The 25,436-nt window shown below is 70.2% G+C and carries 17 protein-coding genes; 7 read left to right on the top strand and 10 right to left on the bottom strand.

What is annotated here, in order from left to right:
* Positions 1-76: 76 nt before the first annotated feature.
* Positions 77-1,069 carry a zinc-binding alcohol dehydrogenase gene (locus ACFWR9_RS01440; protein ID WP_383833717.1) on the bottom strand — a complete coding sequence of 331 codons (993 nt, stop codon included), beginning with the start codon at positions 1,067-1,069 and terminating at the stop codon, positions 77-79.
* 354 nt (positions 1,070-1,423) lie between these two features.
* Here ACFWR9_RS01440 and ACFWR9_RS01435 point away from each other — a divergent pair, with 354 nt between their 5' ends.
* The gene (locus ACFWR9_RS01435) at positions 1,424-2,134 is read left to right on the top strand and encodes a CDP-alcohol phosphatidyltransferase family protein (protein WP_383833714.1); all 711 of its coding nucleotides are present in this window, start codon (positions 1,424-1,426) and stop codon (positions 2,132-2,134) included.
* Between the two features lie 65 nt (positions 2,135-2,199).
* Here the strand turns inward: ACFWR9_RS01435 and ACFWR9_RS01430 are convergent, their stop codons facing one another.
* From ACFWR9_RS01430 to ACFWR9_RS01400, 7 genes are all read right to left on the bottom strand, one after another.
* Complete coding sequence (locus ACFWR9_RS01430) at positions 2,200-3,498, bottom strand: MFS transporter (protein ID WP_383833711.1); 1,299 nt, start codon at positions 3,496-3,498, stop codon at positions 2,200-2,202.
* Positions 3,495-5,288, bottom strand: coding sequence for an ABC transporter permease subunit (locus ACFWR9_RS01425; RefSeq protein WP_383833709.1), 1,794 nt, complete (start codon positions 5,286-5,288; stop codon positions 3,495-3,497). The genes ACFWR9_RS01430 and ACFWR9_RS01425 overlap by 4 nt, the downstream gene beginning before the upstream one ends.
* Positions 5,289-5,291: 3 nt before the next feature.
* The gene (locus ACFWR9_RS01420; RefSeq protein ID WP_383833706.1) at positions 5,292-6,800 is read right to left on the bottom strand and encodes an ABC transporter substrate-binding protein; all 1,509 of its coding nucleotides are present in this window, start codon (positions 6,798-6,800) and stop codon (positions 5,292-5,294) included.
* An 85-nt stretch (positions 6,801-6,885) separates the two neighbouring features.
* A complete protein-coding gene (locus tag ACFWR9_RS01415; protein ID WP_383833703.1) occupies positions 6,886-7,446 on the bottom strand; it encodes a GNAT family N-acetyltransferase in 561 nt (186 codons plus the stop codon).
* A gap of 47 nt (positions 7,447-7,493) precedes the next feature.
* On the bottom strand, positions 7,494-7,769 hold the full coding sequence (locus ACFWR9_RS01410; protein ID WP_383833700.1) for a hypothetical protein: 276 nt from the start codon (positions 7,767-7,769) through the stop codon (positions 7,494-7,496).
* A 49-nt stretch (positions 7,770-7,818) separates the two neighbouring features.
* Entirely contained in the window at positions 7,819-8,454 is a 636-nt protein-coding gene (locus ACFWR9_RS01405; RefSeq protein ID WP_383833697.1) for a hypothetical protein, read from the bottom strand.
* 123 nt (positions 8,455-8,577) lie between these two features.
* Positions 8,578-9,804, bottom strand: coding sequence for a hypothetical protein (locus ACFWR9_RS01400; protein WP_383833694.1), 1,227 nt, complete (start codon positions 9,802-9,804; stop codon positions 8,578-8,580).
* A gap of 175 nt (positions 9,805-9,979) precedes the next feature.
* Here ACFWR9_RS01400 and ACFWR9_RS01395 point away from each other — a divergent pair, with 175 nt between their 5' ends.
* From ACFWR9_RS01395 to ACFWR9_RS01380, 4 genes are all read left to right on the top strand, one after another.
* Positions 9,980-12,193, top strand: a complete 2,214-nt coding sequence (locus ACFWR9_RS01395) for an N-6 DNA methylase (protein ID WP_383833691.1) — start codon at positions 9,980-9,982, stop codon at positions 12,191-12,193.
* Between the two features lie 206 nt (positions 12,194-12,399).
* Positions 12,400-13,641, top strand: a complete 1,242-nt coding sequence (locus tag ACFWR9_RS01390; RefSeq protein WP_383833688.1) for a protein kinase — start codon at positions 12,400-12,402, stop codon at positions 13,639-13,641.
* 141 nt (positions 13,642-13,782) lie between these two features.
* Positions 13,783-16,674, top strand: a complete 2,892-nt coding sequence (locus tag ACFWR9_RS01385) for a DEAD/DEAH box helicase (protein WP_383833685.1) — start codon at positions 13,783-13,785, stop codon at positions 16,672-16,674.
* Between the two features lie 22 nt (positions 16,675-16,696).
* On the top strand, positions 16,697-21,772 hold the full coding sequence (locus ACFWR9_RS01380) for a class I SAM-dependent DNA methyltransferase (protein ID WP_383833682.1): 5,076 nt from the start codon (positions 16,697-16,699) through the stop codon (positions 21,770-21,772).
* Between the two features lie 97 nt (positions 21,773-21,869).
* Here the strand turns inward: ACFWR9_RS01380 and ACFWR9_RS01375 are convergent, their stop codons facing one another.
* Together ACFWR9_RS01375 and ACFWR9_RS01370 are read right to left on the bottom strand one after the other, a co-directional pair.
* A complete protein-coding gene (locus ACFWR9_RS01375; RefSeq protein WP_383833679.1) occupies positions 21,870-22,076 on the bottom strand; it encodes a DUF397 domain-containing protein in 207 nt (68 codons plus the stop codon).
* The gene (locus ACFWR9_RS01370) at positions 22,073-22,888 is read right to left on the bottom strand and encodes a Scr1 family TA system antitoxin-like transcriptional regulator (RefSeq protein ID WP_383833676.1); all 816 of its coding nucleotides are present in this window, start codon (positions 22,886-22,888) and stop codon (positions 22,073-22,075) included. The genes ACFWR9_RS01375 and ACFWR9_RS01370 overlap by 4 nt, the downstream gene beginning before the upstream one ends.
* Before the next feature lie 567 nt (positions 22,889-23,455).
* Between ACFWR9_RS01370 and ACFWR9_RS01365 the strand changes: the two genes are divergently transcribed.
* Both ACFWR9_RS01365 and ACFWR9_RS01360 read left to right on the top strand, forming a co-directional pair.
* Positions 23,456-24,577, top strand: a complete 1,122-nt coding sequence (locus ACFWR9_RS01365) for a hypothetical protein (protein ID WP_383833673.1) — start codon at positions 23,456-23,458, stop codon at positions 24,575-24,577.
* Between the two features lie 220 nt (positions 24,578-24,797).
* The gene (locus tag ACFWR9_RS01360; RefSeq protein WP_383833670.1) at positions 24,798-25,274 is read left to right on the top strand and encodes an ATP-binding protein; all 477 of its coding nucleotides are present in this window, start codon (positions 24,798-24,800) and stop codon (positions 25,272-25,274) included.
* Positions 25,275-25,436: the final 162 nt, after the last annotated feature.

Here is a 25,436-nt window from a genome sequence, read left to right as displayed (position 1 = left end):
CTGGAGGTCTTCCCTTGTTCAGCGGCCCGTACGTCTTTTCTCAAGGTCAGCCAAGGTCAGGCAAGGTCAGGCAAGGTCAGGCGCCGACGCCCTCCCGGTCGTACCGGATGCGGTGGCACAGGGCGGGGATCTCGCCGGAGGCCAGCCGCGGGAGCACGTCCGGCAGTTCGGCGAACGCGGACTCGCCGGTGACGAGGGCGTCCAGCGCCGGGTCGGCGAGCAGGTCGAGGGCGAGGGCGAGCCGGTCGGCGTAGGTGCGGGTGGCGCCGCGGGCCGGGGAGACGGTGCCGACCTGGCTGCTGCGCAGGGTCAGGCGCCGGGAGTGGAATGCCTCGCCGAGCGGGAGGGTGACGGGCCGGTCGCCGTACCAGCTCAGTTCGAGGACGGTGCCCTCGGGCCGCAGCAGCTCCAGTGACCGGGCGAGCCCGGCTTCGGTCGCGCTGGCATGCACGACCAGGTCCCGGTCGCCGCGCGCGTCGGCGGGGGACGCGAAGCCCACGCCGAGTGCTTCGGCGACCTTCGCGCGGGCCGGGTCGGCGTCGACCAGCTCGACCCGGACGCCGGGGAAGCGGGCCAGCAGGGCGGCCACCGAGCAGCCGACCATGCCGCCGCCGACCACCGCGACGCGGTCGCCGACCAGGGGCGCGGCGTCCCACAGGGCGTTGACGGCGGTCTCCACCGTGCCGGCGAGCACGGCCCGCGCGGCGGGCACCGTCGGCGGCACCGGGGTGACGGCGGCGGCCGGGACGACGTAGCGCGTCTGGTGCGGGTAGAGGCAGAAGACGGTACGCCCGACGAGAGCGTCCGGTCCCTCCTCCACCACGCCGACGCTGAGGTAGCCGTACTTCACCGGGCCGGGGAAGTCGCCCTCCTGGAACGGCGCGCGCATCGCCGCGTACTGGTTCTCGGGCACCCGGCCGGCGAAGACGAGCGTCTCGGTGCCCCGGCTCACGCCGCTGTGGAGCGTGCGCACCAGTACGTCGTCCGCACCGGGTTCCGGCAGCTCCACCTCGCGGATCGTGCCCCGGCCGGGCGAGTCGAGCCAGAACGCGTGTGCCCTGCGTGTCATCGGATGTCCTCCTGAACGATCGGGAAGCCGCCCACGTACCGAGGGATGCACAGCCGCGCACAAGGTAGCGGCGATGATCGACTCTGTCACACGGCCGGAGGGTGTTCGGTGGCCCTGAACAACACGTACGACGCTTACGACGCTAGGGGGTGTCGTTTGGATCTGGCCGGCTCCAGGCAACGGCGCCTTGCAACCGGCCCGAGCGGGGTCTGGCGCGTGCAGCTGCAAGGCGGAGGAGGGCGACAGGGCGGAGCCCTGGCAACCGACGACAACGCCGCAGATGTGCGTGCCAGACCCCGCGACCCCGGCAAGATCCAAACGACACCCCCTAGGCCCGTTCAGCAGGAGACCGCTGTGGGCGCGGGCGCGCAGATCCTGCTGCTGGCGCTGCTCGGCACGGCGATCGGGATGGGCACGGCGGGCTGGCTGACCGGCCTCGCCTTCGCGTTCGCGACCTGGGCGGTGCTGGCACGGGCCCTGCACCGGTCCCGGCCGGCGTCGTTCGGCCCGGCCAACCGGGTCACCCTCGGCCGGGCCACCCTGGTCGGCGGGGTGACGGCGCTGGTCGCGGACTCCTTCCGCAGCGCGCCGCCCGTCTCCCTCCTCGTCGGCCTCACGGCCGTGGCCCTGATCCTGGACGGCGTGGACGGCAAGGTCGCCCGCCGCACCGGCACGTCCTCGCAGCTCGGCGCCCGCTTCGACATGGAGGTCGACGCGTTCCTCATCCTGGTCCTCAGCGTGTACGTCGCGATGGACCTGGGTCCGTGGGTGCTGCTGATCGGCGGCATGCGCTACGTGTTCGTCGCCGCGGCCCGGCTGTGGCCGTGGCTGACCGCCCCACTGCCCCCGAGCACGGCCCGCAAGACGGTGGCCGCGCTCCAGGGCGTACTGCTGCTCCTGGCCGGCGCGGACCTGCTGCCGCGCGTGGCGAACGCCGGGGTGGTGGCGCTGGCACTGGGGCTCCTGGTGTGGTCCTTCGGCCGCGACGTCCTGTGGCTGTGGCGGAGCACGCGCCCGACGCGGACACCTGCGCGGCGGGCGGTACGGGAGCTTGCGGCGCGGTGAGGGGCGGGGGCCGGCCGGTAGGTGAGCAGGTGTTGTGGCCGCCCCACGGCCCCCCGGGTCGGAACTCAGTCCCGCCGAGGCAGCAACCCCGCCGCCGCCAGCGGTACGGCGGCCAGCACCAGCCACGGCACCGCGGCCGACAGGCCGGTGTCCAGCCCCGTCTCCAGCCCCGTCTCCAGCCCCGTCTCCAGCCCCGTGTCCAGCCCCGTGTCCAGCAGGAGGCCGGTCGCGGAGCTGCCCGCGAGGACGATGAGCCCGGAGACCGAGGACAGTGCTCCCGTGTACAGCCCGAGCCGCCCGTCCTCGGCGAGGTCCGGCACCCAGGCGCGGGCGACGGGCGCGACGAGCATCTGCCCGAGGGTGAGCAGCACGACGAACCCGGCGGCGGGCGCCAGACCGCCCACCCCCGTCCACCCGGCCGGCCGGGCGAGCGCGACGGCGGCGAACCCGGCCGCGATCAGCCCGAGCCCCGCCACCATCGACCGGCGCGGCGCCAGCCGCTTCCCCGCCCACCGGGTCACCGGCAGCTGCGCGCCCACCACGAGCAGCGAGGACAGCGCGAACAGCCAGGCCAGCGGCGCCTGCGAACCGGCGGCCCGCTCGACCTCGGCCGGCAGCGCGAGGTAGAGCTGGTTGTAGGCGAGCAGATAGGCGCCGTACGCGCAGCACAGCGCGAGGAAGCGGCGGTTGCGCAGGAGCAGCCGCGCCCCGCCGCCGAACCGTACGCGCGCCCGCCCGGGAATGTGCTGCGGCAGCAGCCACGCGTGCCCGGCGAGGACGAGCACGAAGACACCGGCCCCGGCCAGACACGCCGTACGGAAGTCGACCGCCAGCAACAGGGCACCCAGCAGCGGCCCGACGAACGCCCCCGCCTGCCCGGCGACGGTGAACAGCGCGAGCACCCGCGTCCGGTCCCCGTTCCCCTCCGCCTCCCACACCACGGCCTGGCGGGCGACCTCGGACTCGACGGCCGGTGAGAACAGCGCGGCGGCGAACCCGATGAGCAGCACGGCGCCGACCACGGCCCAGGTCCGCTCGGCGAACCCGAGCCACGCGAACCCGGCGATCCGCAGCACGCACCCGGCGAGCACCACGGGCCGGATGCCGTACCGGTCGGCGAGCGCCCCGCCGACCACGAACAGCCCCTGCTGGCTGAAGGTCCGCAGCCCGAGCACGAACCCGACCAGCCACCCCGCCATGCCGACGGACCGCCCCAGATGCTCGGCGAGAAAGGGCAGGACGGCGAAGAACCCGATGTTGAAGGCGAGTTGGGTGAGGATGAGCAGCCGCAGCAACGAGGAGAGCGGGGCGCCCCGGCCGGTGGCCTTCGCCTTCGCGGTCCGGCCGGTGGAGGCGGAGGTCATCGGACGCCGACCGGTTCCTTCTCGGGGGCGGGCTGTACGTCGACGATCCCGGCGGCGGTACGGGGAGCCCGCCGCCGGGGCCCGCGCAGCACCCCGGCCGCGGTGACGGCCAGCGCGCCGAGCAGGGCGAGGACGGCGGCGGGGGCGAGGACCGCCCAGGGGGCGCGCTCGGCGTAGGGCTGGTTCTCGGCGAGGAGGAGTCCCCACTCGGGCGACGGCGGCTGGGCGCCGAGGCCGAGGAAACCGAGCGAGGCGAGCGCGAGGGCGACGCCGGGCAGCCGCAGCAGGGCGTGCCGCAGGACCGGCGGCAGCACGGCGGGCAGCAACTCGTGCCGCAGCAGGTACGACCGCCCCGCGCCCAGCCCCCTGGTGGCGGTGAGGTGCAGCGTGGCGCGTTCCTGCCGCAGCAGCGCGGCGGTGTGGGTGGCGAGCGGCGCCCAGGCGACGGCGCCCACGGCGAGCGCGGGCGTGGCCGCCCCGCTGCCCGCGACGGCGGTGACGAGGAGGGCGACGAGTACCGGCGGTACGGCGTTGACGGTGTCGACGAGCGGCGCGGACACGCGGGGTACGAGCCCGAGGAGGACGCCCGCGAGCAGCGCGGCGGCGGTGATGGCGGAGGCGAGGAGCAGGGTGTCCAGCGCCCCGTGGCCGACGCGGGCGAGCAGGTCGCGGCCGAGGGCGTCGGTGCCGAAGGGGTGGTCGAGGGAGGGAGCCCGCAGCTTCTGCCCGGTGTCGAGGGCCAGCGGGTCCCGGGCCGGCCCGAGCCCGACGACGGCCGCCAGGACGGCGCCGTAGAGAAGGGGTGGCAGTGCGCGGGCCGGCGGGGCGGGCCGGTGCAGGGAGGACAGGGCGCCGTCGCGCAGGGCGGGCCCGGTGAGCAGGCGGGCGGCGAGCCGCGTGGCACCGGTGGCGAGCGCGGCGAGGAGCACGAGGGCGAGGGTGCCGGCCTGGAGGACGGGAAGGTCCTGGGCGAGGGCGGCCTGCAGCGTGGTGCGCCCAAGGCCAGGGATGTCGAAGACCTGCTCGACGGCGACGGCACCGCCGGTCAGTCCGACGACGAACAGCCCGAGGTTGGGCAGCAGCGCGGGCACGCAGCGCCGTACGGCCTGGCGGGCGATCGACCGTCCGGTCAGCCCGCGGGCCGCCGCGGCCAACGCCCACGGTTCGCCGAACGCGCCGGGCAGCAGATCGTCGAGCAGCCGCCCGAGCACGGCCCCGGCGGGCACCCCGAGGGCGAGCGCGGGCAGCACGGTCCACTGGAACCCGTACCACCCCAGCGCGGGCAGCCACCCCAGCTGCACCCCGACGACGGTGGCGAGCACGGAGGCGACGAGGAACTCGGGCAGCGAGGCGAGGACCGCGGACACGGTCCCGCCGGCGCGCCGCCCGTCGAGCCGTCGCCGGGCGCCCAGCCGGAGCGTACGGGCGCAGACGAGCCCGGCGGTGACGGCGGCGACGAGCAGCGCGACGGCCATCAGCAGGAGCGACGCCCCGAGCGCCTGGAGCACACCGGGCAGGACGTCCCCGCCGGAGATCCACGACTCCCCCGCGTCACCGCGCACCAACCCCCCGAGCCACTCGCCGAGTAGGTGCAGCGGCCCGCCGTCGAGCCCGAGCTGGTGCCGGATGTCGGCGAGCACCTCGGGCGTCGGCTCCCGCTCGGCGGACCGCGCCTTGAGGACGGTGTACGCCGGGTCGGTGTGCGTGAGCCAGGGCAGCAGCCCGATCCCGCAGACGAGCCCGCCCGCGAGCACGACCCGCCACACCAGGGTGGCCACCCGCTGCCGCACGGTTCAGCGCCGGGTGCCGGTGCCGACGAGGGTGCGCTCGTACGGGTCGAGGATCACGCCCTGTACGGAGTCGGCGACGCCGGTGATGATCCGCTGGTGCACGAGCGGCACGACGGCGTCGCTGCCGAGGATGCGCGCCTCGGCGGCCATGGCGGCGTCCTGCCGCTTCGCGGTGTCGGCGATCTTCTCGGCGTCGGCGACGGCGCGGTCGACGCCCTTGTCGCAGAGCTGGGCGATGTTGTAACCGCCGTCGCAGGTGTAGTCACTCGCCAGGACGGCGACGGGGTCACCGGTGTCGAGCAGGGTGTTGCGGGCGAGCACGAAGGCGTCGAACTTCCCGTCGAGGGCGTCGGCTTCGAGCCGCGAGTACTCCCGCACGGTGAGCTCGACCTTGAACCCGGCCTTCTCCAGCTGCTGCTTGACGACCTGGGCGACCTCGGGCAGCTCGGGCCGGTTGTCGTAGGTGGCGAGGTTGATGGTCTCGCCGGCCGGCTTCTTGGCGTCCGCCCTTCCGACAGGCTCGGTCCGCTTGCCCTCGGCCCAGGTCACGGCGGGCCCGTAGACGCCGGCACCGGGGTCGCCGTACCCCTCGTAGACGTCCTTGGCGAACACGGAGGTGTCGAGAGCACCCCGGGCGGCGGCCCGGAGCCCGGCGTCCTTGAAGGGGCCGGACGAAGCGTTGAACAGGAGGCTGGTGGTCCGGGTGGTGGCGGTGTCGCGCCGGGTGTCCTTGTCGAGGGAGGCGGCCTGCGCGACCGGGACGGCCTCGGCGATGTCCAGCTCGCCGGTCCGCAGGGCGTTGGCACGGGCGGTGCCGTCGGCGATGAAACGGGCGTCGATACCGGAGGCCTGGGCGCGCCCGCCCCAGTAGTCGTCGAACCGGTCGAGGGAGGCGGAGGTGGCGCCGTTCACCTTGGTCAGCTCGAAGGGCCCGGTGGCGTGGCCGACGGCATCGACGCGGCCGCTCTTCTCGTACGCGTCCTTGGACAGGACGGCGAGGCTGGGGCTGGAAAGCCGCAGCGGCAGTACGGGATCGGGCTCGTCGGTGGTGATCCGCACGACCCGCTCACCGCTCCCCTTGGCGGTGAGGGTGACACCGGCGAGGGCGGCGGGGGCGGGCTTGGCGTCGGTGGCCTTGGCGAGGGAGTCGGCGACGGCGGCGGGGGTGACGTCGGTCCCGTCCTGGAAGGTGGCATCCCGAAGGGTGAACTCCCATGCCTTGTCCCCGTCCCTGCGCCAGGACTCGGCGAGCGCGGGAGCGGCGGAGCCGTTGGCGTCCAGCGCGGTGAGCCCCTCGGTCACGCCGAGCCGGCTGAGGAGGGTGGCGTCGGCGCCGTAGGGGGACAGGTTCTCGGCGGGCGGGAAGGCGAGCGCGACGCGGAGACGGGCGCCGTCACCGTCCTTCCCGCCGCCGGACCCGGAGTCGTCGCCGCCTCCGGAGGCGAAGCAGCTGGATATCAGCGGGACGAGCAGGAGCGGAGCGAGCAGCCGGGGGCGGCGGTGGGAGCGCATGGTCCTCGGATCGATCAGGTTCGGGGGGCGGGGAGGCGGAAGGCGGGCACGCGGAAGCGAACTGGAGACTACCTGAAAACGATTTTCACACCTCCCTCACCCCGGCCAGCCCGGCCAGCGGAACATCGAAGTGCACGATCCCCTGCCCACCCCCCGCATCCTCCCGCTCGTCGTGCACGACCTTGGCCAGCGACCGCCAGAACGGCTCGGCCCCGGTGACGGCGGGGTCGGTGTGCAGATACACGGCCCGATACCACCCGTCGGCGGCGGCGAACGCCAGCAACTCATCGACAAGTCGACGCGCCAGCCGACGCCGACGATGCTCGGGCCGCACGTACACCCGCCGCAGCTGCGCGGTCACGCCGGAGGGGTAGCGCTCGGCGACATGCGCGGGGTTCGGGGGGTGCGCGGGGCCCCGGGAGTCGAGGGCGCCGGTGGCCACGACCGCGCCCTCCGCGTCCACGGCGACGAGGAGCGTGTGCCGGTCAGGGGTCACGTACGCCCCGGCCAGGTCGATGACGTCACCGTGCCAGCGCGGGACATACCCGGTGCCGAAGTCCCGGTAGACGGTGTCGAGCATGACGGCTCGGGCGGCGTCCAGGTCGGCGGGGGTTGCTGTCCTGATGCTGTAGTCATCGCTGCGCACTTGCACATGGTACGCATTAGTGGAATCCCGCCTGATCAGCGCCCTCGTCAGTGCGCCACTTCGGCACGCATGAGGTGCTCGTTGACGCCGCCGACGAACGCGTACAGGGTGCCGTCGGTAACATTGCTTTCGCCTTGTTCCTGGCGCCACGGGTCCACACCGATGACCGTGACGAGCGCGTTGCCGAGACCGACGACCACCCACCAGTCGCATGTGCCCACCCGCACATGCCACGTGGACGCGACCAACTTCCCGGTGTCGGTCCGCACTTCGGCGGGCGGCACGTCATCTTCGACTTCGCAGGGTCGGTCCCGGTTGTGCACGAGTCCGTCACATTTGAGGGCGCACCGCCTCGTGCCCCGGCCACCCCGCTCAGCCGACCCGCTTCCACTCCTGGCACCGGTTGGTCTTGAAGTACTCGCCGTTGTTGAGGGTTACCCGGCCAGTGCCTTCCAGGTTGTTGTTGGCGATGATCGAGCCGAATTCGCCGCTGGCGTCCTTGGCCCGCTCCCAGTAGCAGCCCCACTCGCCCTCGGGCCCGGCCGTCTTGTACGTGCCGGCCTTGATGTCCTCGCCGACGAGGTACTCGCCGTCTCCCGAGAAGGTGGTCGCCGGCCCCGGCTCCTCGGTCTTCTTCGGCTTGGCGGTCACCGTCTCCTTGACGGTCTCGGTCACCGTGGGGGCGGGTTCGGCCTCGGCGGCCGGTGCCGTCTCGGTGACGGTGACCGTCGGGTGAGGGGCGGCCTTCGCGTCGGTGCTCGCCTTGGCCTCGCCGCCCGTGTCGCCGCTCGCACCGATGCCGACTCCGACGAAGAGGGCGACGACGGTGACGGCGCCGTACCTCAGCCATGTCCTGCGGCGTGGGTCGGGTCGCCCGGCCGGGCCGTGCGGCGGCACCGGCGGTACGGGCGGGAACGTGCCCTGGCCGCCGCCGTACGGTCCGGGACCCTGCTGAGCGGCACCGGCTCTCTCGGAACCGGGCTCGGGGACGGGCTGTTGGTGGGTCATGAGGTGCTCCACTTCGTAGGCTTCCTGGGCGCGAGCGTGGGCTGCCGGTGGCCTTGATGGTCCGGCGCGCCGCCCACGTCTTGCCGTTGAGGGGTTCCTTGCTACGGCGTCGCTCGGGGCGGCTCACAGACCTCGGATCCGGCGCCCCGTCTCGGTCGCCGGGTAGAGGATCGCGTCGGCGACGCGACCGCCGGAGTCCTTGACCCCGCCGCTGAAGTTCAGGCGACCGGACGCCCCGGTCTTCGCGGCGACTCCGTCCCAGTACTTCGCCTCGCGCTCCCAGCGGACGCCGTCGAGAAGGCGCAGCAGGTCGTCGGTGCGGAACACCGACCCCGACTCACTCCACGGCATGGTGGGGTGGACCGCGATGCCGAGCCCCGCGAGGACGGCGGGCGCGGTGATGGCGCTGCGCTCGGTGAAGTCGCGGGCGTGGCGGACGATCAGCTCGCCGAGGACGGGCACGACGGCGGCTTCCACCTGTTCGGGCCGGACGCCCGCCGGCAGCTCGTCCTCGTGCACGGACTCGGCAGAACGCGCGAGCCCGCCCCGCCCGTAGAGCGTGGTGACGACGAGTGCGCGCAGCGCGGACAGGGTGACGACCTCACGGTCCCCGGCCGAGAGCTGCCGCTTGCTGACGTTGACGAGCCGGGCGAACGGCACCCGCTGCCCGTCGACGTCGACCCGCACGGAGTCGGCGACCATGTGCGCCAGGCGGGTCCCGAAGTCCCTCTGGTCCATGGACATGGCGAGGTTCTTCGCCACGGCGACGCCCTGCACGTTGCGGTCGTAGAAGATCTGCCGTGCGTCCGCCGGGGCCAGGCCGACGTACAGCTCAAAGGGGATCCGCACCTGTGCGAGTCCCGGATACGTCAGGCCGTACGTCTCGGGGTCGTCGTAGAGGTCGTGCCAGGCGGTGGTCTGCGTCTCGCCGTCGATGGCGACGACCATCGTGCCCGGCGCGACGGTGAGGGTCCGCAGGCCGGTGCCGGGGACGAGTTCGTCGCTGAGCGCGGCGAGCGGCCCGGCGTGCCACAGCGTAATGGGCGGCGTGGACCAGGCGGCGCCGAGTTCGCCCTTGAGGCCGGCGGCGATGTAGTCGGCGTACGGGCCGACGTTCTTGCCCTTCTGCGAGGACTTCAGCGTGCGTTGCACGGTCGCCCGCAGTTCGGCGTGCCGGCGCACCAGACCCGACGCCGCCTTCAGCCTCCTCGGGTCCTCCTCGGCACGCGGCGACGGCACCATCTGCACGAGCGCCGGTACGGCCATCGTCCCGACGACGGCATCGTCGCGGAACGGCATCACAGTGAGCTGGGTGCCTTCGACGACGGCTGTCGGCATGGTCAGGCGCATGGGACTCCCCCCGGAGTGGTCGGACAGGCGAGGCACATGACTGCGCCGGGCCGGGCTTCCAATCGGAAGCACTAAGAGAAAAGCACAGCAATGAAAGCGCCGTCAATCACGTAGACAGACTTGACGGACGCTGTACGTTGTTGACCGTCCGCTACCGAGAGGTTCAGGAACCGCCATGCCCCAGCAGCCCACCGCACAGGTGACCGCCGCTGAGATCTCCCGCATCGCCGGAGTCACGCGCGCCACCGTCAGCAACTGGCGCCGCCGGCACGACGACTTCCCCGAGCCGTCCGGAGGGACGGAGAGCAGCCCGCTGTACGACTTGGAGGCCGTACGCGCCTGGCTGGCCACACGCGGACACGCCTCTGCCGCCAACCCGGCCGAGGAACTGCGGACGATGCTCCGCCTGCACGGCCGCGGCGGTAGTGGTGCGGGCGGGGACTCGACCGAGCTGCTGCTCCTCGTCCTCGCGGCGGCCCGCCACTCCCCCGGCGAGGTCCGCGCCATCGTCGCCCTCTCGGACGCGGACCTCGCGTCCCGGGCCGAGCGTGACAGGGCGTCCGTCGCCGACGCCGTCCCCGACAGCGGGGCGAGCCCGGTCCGTTTCTCGACCGAGGACGCCCCCGTCCTCCGCGCGCTGTACGCGTGCGTATGTGAGGAAGGCGGCCAGGTCACCCTGGCCGTACTCGCGGAGTGGGAACTGGAGGACAGTGCGGCGAGCGGCGCCTACCGGACGCCCGAGCCACTGACCGATCTCCTCGCCGAACTGGTCCCCGGCACTCCGGCCCGCGTCCTGGACCCGGCCTGCGGCAGCGGTTCCCTGCTCGCCGCCGCGGCCCGGCGAGGCACGGGCGAGCTGTACGGCCAGGAACTGCTGCCCGTCCAGGCCCGCCGCAGCGCCGTGAGCCTGGCGCTCGCCGCACCGACGGCCGAGGTCACCATCCGCTCCGCCGACAGCCTCCGCGCGGACGCCTTCCCGGATCTGCTCGCCGAAGCGGTGCTGTGCAACCCGCCGTACGGCATTCGGGACTGGGGCCACGACGAACTCGCCTACGACCCTCGATGGGCGTACGGCGTCCCGGCTCGCGCCGAGTCGGAGCTGGCCTGGGTGCAGCATGCGCTCGCCCACCTGACGCCGGGCGGATACGCGGTCATGCTTCTCCCCCCGGCCACGGCCGGACGCGCGTCGGGGCGGCGTGTGCGGGCGGAGCTGGTACGCAGCGGCGCCCTGCGCGCGGTCGTGGCACTGCCGGTCGGCGCGGCGATGCCGCTACACGTGGGCCTGCAGGTCTGGGTGCTGCAACGGCCGGAGCCGGGGGGCGCCGAGAGGAAGTCCGTGCTCTTCGTCGACGCGGCGGAGACCTCCGAGGACAGTGGCGGAGCGACGGCCGGCAACCGAGCGCGGGGTGGCGGCCGTTCCGCCGCCCTGGACTGGGCCGAGATCCGTGGCCGGGTGATGGGGGCGTGGCAGGCGTTCGTGGAGAACCCGGACACGTTCGAGGGCGAGCCCGGGCTGGCCCGCGCGGTGGGGGTCGTCGACCTGCTCGACGAGGTGGTGGACCTGACCCCGGCCCGACTCGTACGGGCATCGCGCGCGGGGGCCGACCCGGCCGAACTGTCCGCCGAGGTGGACGCCACGCGCCGGAACCTGGTGCGGGCCGCCAAGTCTCTCGTCCGGGCCGCCGGTTACGAGGGGTGGGGTACGGCCGAGGGGACGGCACGCGAGTGGCGTACGGCGACGGCGTCGGACCTCGCGCGTGGCGGTGCGCTGACGCTGCTGCGGACGGTTCCGGAGGCGGCGCGGGGGCGTGGCGACGGTGAGGGCTCCAGGGGTACGGACGGTACGGGTGCTGACGTCGAGGCCCGGCCCGTTCTCACCGGGTCGGACATCGCGAGCGGTTCCGGCCCGACGGGTAATGCGGTGAAGCTGGGGGGCGGCGGCTCGGCTCCGGAGATCGCAGCCGGTGACGTGCTCGTACGCGGCATCGCGGGCGGGAGCGGGCCGATGGTCCGGGTGGCGGGCGAGGAGGAGGCCGGCGCGCTGCTCGGCACACAGGTCCACCTGTTCCGGGCGGACCCGGCCCGCCTGGACCCCTGGTTCCTGGCCGGGTTCCTGGGAGCGGACGACAACATCGCGGGCGCCTCGACGGGAAGCACGGCGCTCAACGTCAGCCCGGGGCGGCTGCGCGTGCCGCTACTGCCGTTGGAGGAGCAGAGGCGGTACGGGGAGGCGTTCCGGCGGGTGCACGAGTTGCGGCAGGAGGCCGGGCGGGCGACACGGCTGGCGGAGGAGACGGCACGCTTGCTCGCGGGCGGGCTGACGGGAGGACAGCTGCTTCCGTCCGGGAGCGCGACCCCAGGCAACCGGAAGGACAATTCCTCCCACTAGGGCACAAGTCCGTTGCCGCCGCCACGCAGACACATGCACATCCGCTCCCCTACAGAACCCAACCCTCCACAACTTCTTCACTCACGGAGGTTGATATCTCCATTCCGCGATACGCGTTCCGGATGCCCGTCACTTCCACTACCGTGTCTCCAGGCGCGCATCGCTGCTGATCAGACGCTCGCCATGACCGAATTTCGAGGACACACGTGCAGATCACGCCCCTGAATCCCGAGGACCCGCTCGAGCTGGGCGACTTCGAGCTCCTGGGCCGGATCGGCCATGGAGGCATGGGCCAGGTCTTCCTGGGTGAGTCGCTCGGCGGGGAGCCCGCCGCGGTGAAGGTGATCAAACCCTCCGTCGTGGACTCCGAGTCGCGCCTGCGGTTCGCGCAGGAGATCGAGGTGCTCAAGACGATCTGGGGTCCGCGCATGGCGGCGTTCCTGGGAGCGGACGCGGAGGCGGAACAGCCGTGGCTGGCCACCGAGTACGTCGACGGTCCCGACCTCGCGCGGCACGTCAAGACCCACGGACCGCTCCCGCCCGTCCTCACCGCCGCGCTCGGCGCCATCCTCGCCGAGGCGCTGTCGGCCGTGCACACACAGGGCCTCCTCCACCGAGACCTGAAGCCGGCCAACGTCCTGCTCGGTCCCAACGGTCCGAAGATCATCGACTTCGGCCTGGCCGCCTTCACCGAGTCGAGCGTCTCGCTCACCGCACCCCACCAGGTCGTCGGTACCCCGATCTGCATGGCCCCGGAACAGGCGGCCGGCGTGAAGCCGCTCACGGCGGCCGTGGACGTGTACGCACTCGGCGCGCTGCTGCTCTTCGCCGCGACCGGCCACTATCCGCACGAGGCGGCGACCCCGTACATGGTGTTCCACCTGGTCACCGACCCTGGCACAGCCCCGGACCTGTCCGGTACGCCGGGCGAACTGGTACCTCTGCTGAGCGGCATGCTCGCCCACGACGCCGAGACCCGGCCCTCGCTGACCGACGTGGTGCAGCAGTGCCGCTCGGTGATCGAGGCACAGGGCATGAAGATCGCCCAGGCGCGTCGCAGGCTCACCGCCCACACGGCGGAGCAACGGCACAGGTCGACGTCCGTCGCCCCCCACTCCCCCACCGTCCTGTGGCCGGCCCCCGCGAGTGACCCCTCCGGTACGGAGATCACCCCGGTCGACCTGGACACTCCGGCACCGATCGAGGAACCGGCCCACTCCCCCACCCTGGTCGCCCCCGGCCCGTCGGCCAAGGAAACGCCCAGCCCTGAGCCTCCCACCCGGCTGGACCCGTCCGACGGCTCCCGCCATGGACGGCCGGCATCGAACCGCCCGCCCACGGACTCCAGGCGGCCGACGGCAGGAACGCACACACTGCGGCACTCCGTACAGGCCCGCAGGACAGCGGAGCGCCTGCGTACCGCGTACGCGGCGACGGCTCCGTTCTGAGGCCTGCGGCAGGTCGGCGGGGCCGGGTCCCACGCCCTCTCCCCGCCTACACGTTCCGCAGCCCTGCCGAGCCCGCACAGCTCGCCCGCCCGCCCCACCACGCATCCACCCCAACGACATGAACTCCCAGGAGGCACCCGCGTGACCGCCGATTTGAGCACCGCTCCCGCGACGAGCGACGAGGACGCCCAGTTCCCGCCGGGCGCCCAGATCCTCGTACGGGACGAGGTGTGGCTGGTGCGCAACGCGACGCGGACCGAGCACGACGGCGCCCGGATCGAGGCGGTGGGCGCGTCGGACTTCGTGCGCGACCAGGAGGCGGTGTTCTTCACCGGCCTCGACCGGATCGAGCTGCTCGACCCCAGGCGGACCCGCCTGGTACGGGACGACTCCCCGAACTTCCGCCGCTCGCGCCTGTTCCTGGAAGCGGTCCTGCGCAAGACCCCGCTGCCGCAGGCCGAGCGCGGCCTGGCCCTCGCCGACTCCTTCCTCCTGGACGCCCTCCCCTACCAGCAACGCCCCGCCCAGCTCGCCCTGTCGGGCCGCAACCTGCGCCCGCGCCTGCTGATCGCGGACGTCGTCGGTCTCGGCAAGACGCTGGAGATCGGCCTCACTCTCGCCGAGCTGATCCGCCGGGGCCGGGGCGAGCGCATCCTGGTCGTCACCCCGCAACACGTCCTGGAGCAGTTCCAGCACGAACTGTGGACACGGTTCGCGATCCCGCTCGTGCGTCTGGACTCGGTGGGCATCGAGCGGATCCAGCGGGAGATCCCGGCGGGCCGCAACCCGTTCACGTACTTCAAGCGGGTCATCGTCTCCATCGACACCCTGAAGAACACCGACCAGTACAAGCATCATCTGGAGCGGATCACCTGGGACGCGGTCGTCATCGACGAGTCGCACAACCTCATCAACAAGGGCTCCCTGCGCAACCAGCTGGCCCGCACCCTCGCCCCGCACACGGACGCCCTGCTGCTGGCCTCGGCGACCCCGCACAACGGCGACGCCCGCTCCTTCGCCGAGCTGATCTCCCTGCTCGACCCGGCCGCGATCCGCGACCCGGAGCACTACCGCGCCGACGACATCAAGCACCTGTTCATCCGGCGTACGAAGGTCAGCCCCGAGGTGCGGGAGCAGATGAAGGGCCAGTGGGCGGACCGCGGCCCGTCCCGTTCGATCCGGGTGACGGCCACGCCCGCCGAGGAGAAGGTCTTCGAGGAGCTCGCGGCGGTGTGGCTGCCGGCCGACGGTTCGAAGTCGGTGAGCGACGTCCCCCTGTTCCCGTACACGCTGCTGAAGTCCTTCCTCTCCTCTCATACGGCACTCAAGGCCACGGTCGGTACGCGCATCAAGACCCTGGAGAAGAAGAACGCCCCGGAGTCGACGGCCGCCGAGCGCGCGGCCCTGCACCGGTTGCTCGAGCTGGCGTCGGGGATGGCGGAGGCAGACTCGGGCAAGTTCGGGGCGCTGCTGGAGCAGTTGCGGGAGATCGGGGTCGGGCCGAAGTCCGACACCCGGGTCGTGGTCTTCTCCGAGCGGGTGCAGACCCTGGAGTGGCTCGCGCGGACCATGCCGGTCGCCCTCGGCTTCAAGGGCAAGGCCGCTCAGCAGGCGGCCCGGGTCATGCACGGTGGCCTGTCCGACGAGCAGCAGATGCAGTGCGTGGAGGACTTCGGCCTCGCGGACACGCCAGTACGCATCCTCTTCACGGGCGACGTCGCCTCCGAGGGCGTCAACCTGCACCGCCAGTGCCACCAGCTCGTCCACTACGACGTGCCCTGGTCGCTCATCCGCATCGAGCAGCGCAACGGCCGCATCGACCGCTACGGGCAGCCGCACCAGCCGCAGTTCCGGGCACTGATCCTGACCAGTGCCGTGGAAGGCGCCAAGGACGACACGCTCGTCTCCGAACGCCTGCTGGAGCGCGAGGCGCAGGCCCACCAGTCACTGGGCACGGCGGAGGCGGTGTCCGGCCTCTACCGGGCGGAGGCCGAGGAGAAGTCCCTCATCCAGGATCTGCTGCGCGGCCGTGGCGTGGACGAGTCCCTGGACGCCGAGCGGAGTTCCGGCGGCGGTGACGACGGCGTGGACGACTTCCTCGCCGACTTCTTCGGGGCGGTGGGCGACGAGTCGGAGGAGGACGCCGGCGCCCCCTCCGACGCGGGTGGTGGCGAGGGCGGCGGGGCGGTGCCCCGGGCGGACGTGCCCCGGCTGTTCGGCTCGACCCGCGAGTTCCTCGACGAGGCGCTGCGCGAGGTGTACCCCGACGCGCACGACCGGCTGGACCTGTCCACCGACCCCGAGACCGGCCTGCTGTCCTTCGTCCCGCCCTCGGACCTGGTACACCGTCTCAGGGCGCTGCCCCCGGAGTACGTCCGCGAGCAGGGCCTGCGGGACCGCCTGAAGGTCACCTTCAACCGGCGCCTCGCCGACAGCAGCCTGACGCGCGCCCGCGCCTCGGCGACGTCCAGCTGGCCGGACATCTCGCTGCTGACCGATCTGCATCCGGTCATGGAGTGGCTCACGGACAAGGTTCTGGTCCGCCTGGACCGCCAGGAGGCGCCGGTCCTGACCGCCGACGTGACCCGACCCACGTATCTCGTGCAGGGCATCTACTCCAACGCCCTCGGCCGGCCGACCGTCGTCAAGTGGATGGCGGTCACCACGGACGGCGACGTCAACGACGACATGGTGGCGGTGCTGCACCGCGCCCAGGTCGGCCCGACGATGGCGAATCCGGGCCTCACCCACGACACGGACCACCTCGCCGAGGCGATTCCCGGCGTCCTGGACACCGCGGAGGCGTTCCTGGAGCAGCACCGCGAAGCATGGGACGAACCGTTGCGGGCGCCCATCGAGGAGTACAAGACGCGCCTGGGCACGTGGGAGCAGCCGACGCTGGCAGTGGGTGGCGGTTCCGCGCCCACCGCCACCCGAGACCGTCTCGCCTCGCTCGCGGACTCCCTCCTCACCACCGGCCGTCCGATGCTCCGCGTCCTCGCCGTCCTCGCCCCGGCCCACGCCGCCGCCTGACCCATCACCCCAGAGGTTCACGATGACGTTCGACTCCCTGGTCAACCGCGGCGACTACTTCTCCGCGCACTACCTCGCCGAGGTCCTGCCCAAGGACCTCAAGTCCGGCCTGCTCACCGAATGGAAGCAGCGCGAAGAGGACGCCGCCGGCCCCGACCGCCCCGAGGGCGCGCTGCCGGTCACCCCGCGCGCGGGCCTGCGTGCGTTGCGCCGTACCTACTTCGCGGCCCGCTCGTACTTCACGATGGACGAGGAGCGGGCTGCGACCGGCGACGAGGCCGTGACGTACGACGCCCCCGAGTGGCGCGACCGGGTCCGTGCGCTGAATGCGGAGGTACTGCGCGCCCTCGGCTTCGACGCCAAGCCCGGCACGCTCAACGTCGTCCGCGCCGACCAGTCCCACGAGGTGACGGTCGCGCACGCGGAGAAGGATCTCGTTGCCCTGGACTGCGGCTGGTCGGCGGAGCCGGACGACGCGCTTGATCCGGACGGTGCCGGACGTCTGCTGGACGAGCTGCGCTTGGACGGTCAGCACACCGTGGCCACGGGCTCCAAGCTGGCCTCCTTCCTGTTCGCGTGTGAGGACGCGCCGCGTTATGTGCTGCTACTGGTCGGCGGTGTTGTGGTGCTCGCGGACCGGGCGACATGGGGCGAGGGCCGCTACCTCGCGGTGTCGCTGGATGCGTCCCTGGAGCGCAACGACACCAAGGCGGGCGGCGAACTCGACACGGTGGCCGCCCTGTTCGGCGCGGACTCGCTGCGCACGCCGGAGGAGGGCGGGGAGAACCCCCTCGCCAGGCTCGTCGACAAGTCGACAAAGCACGCGGTGGGCGTCTCCAGCGAGCTGCGGGACGGGCTGCGGCTGAGTGTGGAGCTCATCGCCAACGAGGTGCTGGACCGGGTGCGGGAGGGTGGCGTCCGTCCGGAGGAGGTCAAGGAACTTCCCGAGCTGGGACGCCAGCTGACACGCGAGTCGCTGCGCTATCTGTACCGGATCCTGTTCCTGTTGTACGCGGAGGCCCGCCCGGAGCTGGGCATCCTGCCGTCGGACTACCCCGAGTACCAGATGGGGTACGGGCTGGGCCGGTTGGGCGAGTTGATCGCCGAGCGGGATCTCGTCGACGAGAAGTCCCGCAAGGGCTTCTACCTGTACGAGTCGCTGGACCTGTTGTTCAGCAAGGTCCAGGAGGGCTACCGGCCGCGTCGGACGCACGGGGTGGACGCGGAGTCGTCGGAGACCGTGACCGCGAAGATGTCGGAGGACGTGGGTCTGCGGTTCGAGCCGCTGCACTCCAAGCTGTTCGAGCCGGAGGCGATCCGGCTGATCGGTGCGCGTTCCGTTCCCGACCCGCGTGTCGACAGCGAGGCCGAGGGCGACGGCGGGGAGCGGTTCGTCGACACGCGGCTGCGCAACGAGACGCTGTACCGGGTGCTGCGGCTGCTGATGCTGACGCGCGGCAAGAGGCGCGAGCGCGGCGGCTTCATCTCCTACGCCCAGCTCGGCATTAACCAGCTCGGGGCCGTGTACGAGGGCCTGATGTCCTACTCGGGCTTCGTCGCGGGCGAGGAGCTGTACGAGGTCGCGAAGAACGGTGACCCGAAGGACGGTTCGTGGCTCGTTCCGGCGACCAAGGCCGACGAGTATCCCGACGAGGTGTTCGTCCGGCAGAAGGACGACGACACGGGTGAGGAGCGGCGGGTTCAGCATGCGCCGGGTGCGTTCGTGTACCGCCTGTCGGGGCGTGACCGTCAGACGTCGGCCTCTTACTACACGCCGGAGTCGCTGACTCGAGTGACGGTGCAGCTGGCTTTGCAGCACCGGCTGGACCAGGACGACACGGTGACGGAGGCGCGCGAACTCCTCGACTGGAAGATCTGCGAGCCGGCGCTCGGCTCGGGCGCGTTCCTCAACGAGGCGATCAACCAGGTCGCGGCGGAGTACCTGCGGCGCCGCCAGGACGAGCTGGGCATCGCCATCGACACGGAGAAGTACGCGGTCGAGTTCCAGAAGGCCAAGGCGTACATCGCGCTGCACAACTCCTACGGCGTGGACTTGAACGACACGGCGGTGGAGCTGGCGGAGGTGTCGCTGTGGCTCAACACGATGCATCCGGGGATGGAGGCACCGTGGTTCGGGCTGCATCTGCGGCGCGGCAACTCGTTGATCGGCGGGCGCAGGGAGGTGTACTCGGCCGAGCGCCTCAAGAAGGGCGGCTGGCTGGGGACGACTCCGGAACGCTTCCCGTTGGCGGAGGCGGCGGCGGGGGCCGCGCTGCCTGAAGGGGCGGTGCATCACTTCCTGCTTCCGGCGAAGGAGTGGGGCGCGGTGGCGTCCGAGAAGGAGGCCAAGGCGCTGGCTCCTGCGGAGGCGAAGGCGCTGGGTGCTTGGCGGAAGGCGATCACCAAGTCGCCGAACGCCACGCAGACGAAGCGGCTTCAGGGGCTGGCTCGGCGGGCTGAGTATCTGTGGGGGCTGGTCGTCCGGCGGTTGGAGATCTCCGAGCGGGAGATCTCGCGGCGGGTTGATGTGTGGGGCGCGGAGGACGGCTGGCTGCGGTCGCCTGAGGTGGCGGTGCCGAGGGAGAAGGTCAAGGCGGACCTGGAGGCGGTCGACACCCCGTACTGGCGACTGAAGACGTTGATGGACGCGTGGTGCGCTCTGTGGTTCTGGCCGGTGCAGGAGGCTGCGCTGCTGGATGGTTCACATGAGGCGTACGTGCGGGCGGCGGAGGTTGCTTCGCAGTCGGCGGGATGGACAGTGTCGGCGGCTCCGGTTCCGGCTCAGTCGGGGGTGCCTGAGCGGGAGACGTACGAGTCGGAGGACCTGTTCGGTGACGTTCAGGTCGTCGAGGTCAAGTCGAAGGGCGCGCGGGGCGGCAGCCGCAAGGAGCAGATCCGTGGTGAGCGCCGCCCAGTAATTGCGTTGGCCTCACTGGAAGACTGGCTGGACTTCGCCGAGTCGCTGCTGGGTACGCAGGATGTGGCTGCGGATTCGCTGGTGGCTCAGTTCGACACGCTGGATGAACTGGAGCGGTACGAGGACGAGTTGCCCGAGTGGATGGGAATGGAGCGGTTCTACTCGTTGGAGTCGCGGTATCCGTGGGCTGGGGTTGCTCGAGATGTGGCTGAACGGCAGGGATTCTTTCACTGGGAGTTGGAGTTCGGACAGGTATTTGGTGCAGGGGGCGGGTTTGACTTGCAGGTGGGGAATCCGCCATGGGTTCGGCCACGGTGGCAGGAAGACGGAGTTCTAGCCGAACTGGAGCCGTGGTTCATGCTGGCAGAGAAACCAAGCGTCAGCCACTGGCGGATCCGCAAGGATGACACGCTTGAGTCGGTGAAGTCCCGCAGCTACTTCCTGCGCGAATTGTCAGCCAACAGCGGCATCATGACCATGCTGGGCAGCATCGCCGCATACCCGCTGCTGGTAGGAACACAGCCTGACCTGTACCGAGCATTCATGTGCCAAATCTGGGACCACAGCAGTCCTCTCGGGATGACTGGGCTCATCCATCCAGATACCCATTTCAGTGGCGTGCGAGAAGGACTCTTGCGCGCCGCCGCATATCAACGACTCCGCGTACACGCACACTTCATGAACGCCCTACATGTTTTCTCTGAAATCAGGGACACAACACCATTTAGCCTTCACATCTACGGCCCCGATGGCCACGTCAACTTCACACACGTAAGTTGGCTATTCGACCCCACCACACTCATTAATTCACTAATCGACGACGGACGTGGACCTCTACCTGGACTCAAAAAGGATGGTAAATGGGATATTCGACCACACCTTCGTCGACTTGTGACTGTCGATGAAACCCGCCTGTCATCATGGAATCGGCTGGCGGGAGACCCTAAAACACCGGATACACAAGCCGCGCTACTTTCCCCCGTAACTGCCGACGAGCAAGGGGCCATCGAAACTCTTGGATCCTTCAACAGTCGCCTCACTCACTTCAACCCGAAAATCAGTAGCGGCTATCACGAGCTTGCAGCCAAGAAAGACGGGTTGATCCGCTGGGGTAATCAAGAAGTCGATGGCCTCTCAGAACTGATTCTGCAAGGGCCACACTTCGCGGGAGCAACACCCCTTTCAAAGCAACCAAAAATCCCTTGCCGCAGCAACAACGACTGGGTACCGCTCCCTTCTGAGCAAATTGCGAAAGATGAGATACCTCGATCAAATTACATCCGCGCCACCGATGTAGTCAGCTATCGTTCCGCTCAAGACGAATGGGATGGCCAGCCCTATACCGAGTACTTCCGGCTCGCATGGCGCGTGATGATTGCCTTCAACAGTGCTCGGAGTCTGCACGCTGCTCTCATTCCTCCGGGCCCTGCCCACACTCATGGGGTGCACTCCATGGCACTATCCAGCAACTATCTCACAGTCTTGAACGCTGGATTTTGGGCTTCGCTGCCGCTGGATTACTTGCTGCGCATTACAGGTCGAGCCAATTTGATGGCAGGCGAATCCAGGAAAATGCCCGCTCCTCAGCCGGACCATCCTCTCGCTCACCCCCTCATTCTCCGGACGCTGCGACTGAACACCCTTACCCGCGCCTACACCCCTCTCTGGGGGGATCTTTTTCATCCTTCCTGGCCCGCCTACGAGAATTGGGCCAATTCAAACTGGCCACACCTCAAGCCACTAGCAGACCACCTCAAGCCCACGTGGGAGTACGAGACTCCGCTTCGAACAGAGTATGAGCGCCGAGCAGCTCTTGTAGAAATCGATGCCCTCGTGTCGGTTTGGCTGGGAATTTCAGCCGACCAGCTGGTAGCGATTTACAAGTCCCGCTACCCGGTGCTCTTTGATTACGAGTCAGCTACATATTTCGACGCTCGCGGCCGAAAGATTTCCGCGAATCACAATACTTACGGCCACAGCCAGACTAAACAGGACTACATCGATCTGCTGGCCCACCTGGAGAGCTCAGAGACCACTCAGCCCCCCGCCGGCTATACCGCTCCCTTCTACAAGGCAGACCGCGAGGCCGAAATGCGCGCCGCGCACGCGCACTTCCAAGCTCGCTTGGACAAAGAGATCGCCGCTGGCCGCTGGACCCCGCCTGAGAGCCGCGTGAACTGAGTACCACTCCAAATAGCGCAGGTCGGCGCTTCACGAGAGAAGCGCCGACCTCGCGAGCCGCTGTCTGCGTCGCACGACCGACCGTGGAATGGCCAACTCACATAGCGCCGAGCAAGGCCGACCACGCCCCAGAGCTGACCTTCAGCACAGGCCCACCTTGGGCTACCCGCTTAGAGTCACGCACGTGAACAGCGGCTGCCTCCATTGCAACCTCAATGCACTCGCCACCCGCGCCGCTGCTGTAGCTGCTCGTGAACCACGCCAGTTCCGAACGGGGCTGGAGGCTTACGTTTTCCGTGTTCATAGATCTCCCAACAGCTTCTGAACGAAGGCCAGTGACTCCGAGGGCGTGAGGCCCTGTGCTCGCAGGATGCCGTACCGTTCCTCGAACCCCCGGACCACCGGTCGATCACTGTAGAGGTGGCTGTGCTCGTTCACCTCCACATAAGCGATCCTCTGCCCCTTACCCGTCTCCATCAAGGTGAACGGTCCGCCCATCCCCGCATGTTGGCGGCGGTCGGTCGGCATGACCTGGATCTCAACGTTGCGCTGCTGGCCGTAGAGGAGGATCTGCTCCAGCTGTGCCCGCATCACCGCACTCCCGCCCAGCGGCCGACACAGGGTGCTCTCCTCGATGACGAAGCTGATCGTCGGCATGGTCCTGCGCGAGAACATCTCCTGTCGAGCCAACCGGGCGGCTACGCGCTGGTTGACGGTCTCCTCATCCAGGAGGGGGCGCCACATCTCGAACACCACCCGCGCGTACTCCTCGACCTGCAACAACCCCGGAACGGCCTGGTTGGCATAAACATGCAGCTCAACCGCCTCCGCCTCCAACTTCGCCGCATCGCGAAAGAACGACGGATACCGCGCCCGAGCCACCTCCTCCTTCATCACCGTCAGCAGACCGCCGGCCTCCAACACCGCATCCGCCCGCTCGATGAACTCCGGCTTCGGAATCCGCCGCCCCAACTCCACCGACGCGACCATGTCCTCGCCGTAACTGAGCTTCGCACCCAACTCCGCCCGCGTCAGCCCCCTGCTCGTCCGCAGCAGCCGCAACTGCTGCCCGAAACACCGCAGGATGCCCGCCTCACCCTCACCATGAGCCGTCACCGGTGATCTCACCTCACCCACCCGCCCAGTGGCACCGACCGGCACCACACCCTTACGTCACTCACAGCTCACAGTAGAGATACGCACCGCATCCTTCCCACCGCTTCGCCCCGCTTCCCCCCGTACCGCGTACGAACTCCTCCTCACCCTCACGTACAGAGCCCGTCTGTACAGACACCCAAGCGCGGCACCGCCAGCAGCAGGAGGCCGGATTGGACTACTCACCGGACCCCTTCGTGCTTCGTCGGGGCTACAGGAACGATCCCGACCGCATCTCCAGGAGACTCGCGCCGTGGGAGACGACGAAGGGCGCCGACGCGGTGCTGTTTGCGATGCCGAGCCGGCTCGTGACTACTCCCCCGTGAAGCGCAGTTTGCCGCGGTGGAAGCGTTCCTCACGGCGAACGAATCACGCACCCCAGCCGCGTGAACGCGCTAGAATCGCAGCTCAACGGGGGATATTCAGCGGCCAATACGCCGCTCACCAAGGCAGTGTACTGAGACGTCAGCGGGGTCGTTCAGCCTCGCCATCTGGCTTTTCACTCAACCCGCGTGGGGGGAACTCGTCATGACCGATGCTCCGATGGACGCCGGCGACAACGACGCGGATGACGATGGCGCCCGAAGAATCGTCGAGCAGGAGCGGGCCGAGCTGAAGGACTTCGTCAAGGGACTGAGCGCGGACGACATCAAGTCGGGCAACTGGTTCACCAAGCTCAGCGCTCAGGCCATGAACTCCTACACCCAGAAGGTCGACTGGCAGTACTTCCAGGAGCGGTACGAGGGCGTACCCCCGGATGCCATCGTCGATCAGCGGATCAAGATGGCGTCTCGGTACGCCGCGCTCGAAGGCGCGCTCTCCGCCGGGGCCTACACGGCGGCCGTCGCCGCCACCATCGGGAGCCTCGGTGGTGCCTCGCCGGCGACCGTTCCCGCCGCCGTCGCGACCATGATGGTCGACGTCGCGTTCATCACTCGACTCCAGCTCCGCCTGGCCTACGACGTCTCAGTCCTTTACCAAGTGCCGCTCGACGTGTCCGACCCCGAGGACATGTGGAAGCTCATTCGTGTGGCCTTCACGATCAAGGGTGGGGAAGCGGTCCACAAGGGCGCGGTCAAGGCGGTCCCGGTCATGGTGCGGCCGCTGGTCAAGCGCTTCTATTCCGGACCGGTGCTGAGCGCCACGAGGGGCCTCCCCGTCGTCGGGAAGTATCTCCTGCAGCGCAACGTCATCAAGATCGGTATCCCTCTGGTCGGCGTGCCGCTCGCGGCGGTGTTGAACCGCTATACGACGCTGCTCGCGGGGCGGCACGCACGGGCCGTCTTCCGGAACGACGCGCGGGTGATCGAACTCGCCGAGCGTCTGAGCAAGGAGAGCCGGCACCCGCAGTTGATGCTGTGGGTCGCGTGGCTCGTCATCAGGGCGAACCAAAAGATCTCCGACGACGAGGCGCTGTTGATGCGTCACCTGGTGAGGGTGGTGCGGGACGAGCACCAGGTGGTCGACGAGCAGCTCGCGCGCCTTGTCGAGATCGACCGCGCAGAGGTGTGGCGGCGCATCGACGCCGAGCCGGGGGACCTGAGCGACCTCCTCGACGTGGCCGATCGGGTGGCCGCGGTGGACGGTGAGCTCAACGCGCGCGAGAAGGCCGTCATCTCCGAGCTTCGAGAACACTGCCTTCGGGACTGACCTCCTGGTACGCCGCCTCCCGTGAGGGCGCCCGCCTGTACAAGGCCCCGTACGGTTCACCACCACGCCAGAAACACCGTGCCGTTACTCAAGGAGGCATGAGAGATGGGTGTCGCGAGCCCCTCCCCCGAGGTCGACACCACCCTGAAGTCCGTACAGCGCACTCCCGTACAGGCGTCGCTGCTGGTGACACGCCCGCAGCAGCCACCACGCTGGCGGCATGCGCAGTCCTTCCCCACAGCGGCACCGGCCGCTCTCCCCCGTTCCCACGGCCCCCACCGAGTTCGCGATGGCCTTCACCTCGACCCCGCGAGGGGCGCGCCTGGCCCGGCTGTTCGTCGCGCACTGTCTGGACTCCTGGGGTCACCCCTACAGCGGCGACGTCAACGAGACGCTGACTCTCATCACGGCCGAGCTGTGCGCCAACGCCGTCCGGCACGGACGCGTGCCCGGCCGGGACTTCCACGTCCGGCTGGCCGTCGAGGCGGTCGGTGAGCGGCTGCGCCTGGAGGTGTCCGACACCCGCGCGGAACGCCGGCCAGTCATCGTCTCCTCGGCGGAGCCGGACTCGGAGTCCGGCCGCGGTCTTCTCCTCGTCGCCTCCCTGGCCGACGACTGGGGCGTCACCGACCGCCGCGGCGGTCCCGGCAAGACGGTGTGGGTTGCCCTGAGCGTGGGCCGGCCCTCGGCCGAATGACCACGTCGAACAGGCAAAGGATGTCCGCCGGCCCGGATACGCTGACCCACGATGTTCCGTGCGCCGGGGCGACCCACCCACACCCCGCGCGGGCCCCGCCGCCCCACCCCCCAACATCTGGTTGAGGCACCCGAGAGGTCAACATAAACGCCCGGAGATAAG

Origin of the sequence: Streptomyces sp. NPDC058534 (assembly GCF_042717365.1) — a bacterium.
In the GTDB taxonomy this organism is placed as follows: Bacteria; Actinomycetota; Actinomycetes; order Streptomycetales; family Streptomycetaceae; genus Streptomyces.
Note: the sequence above shows the minus strand (reverse complement) of the source record. Positions and strands in the feature narration are given on the sequence as shown.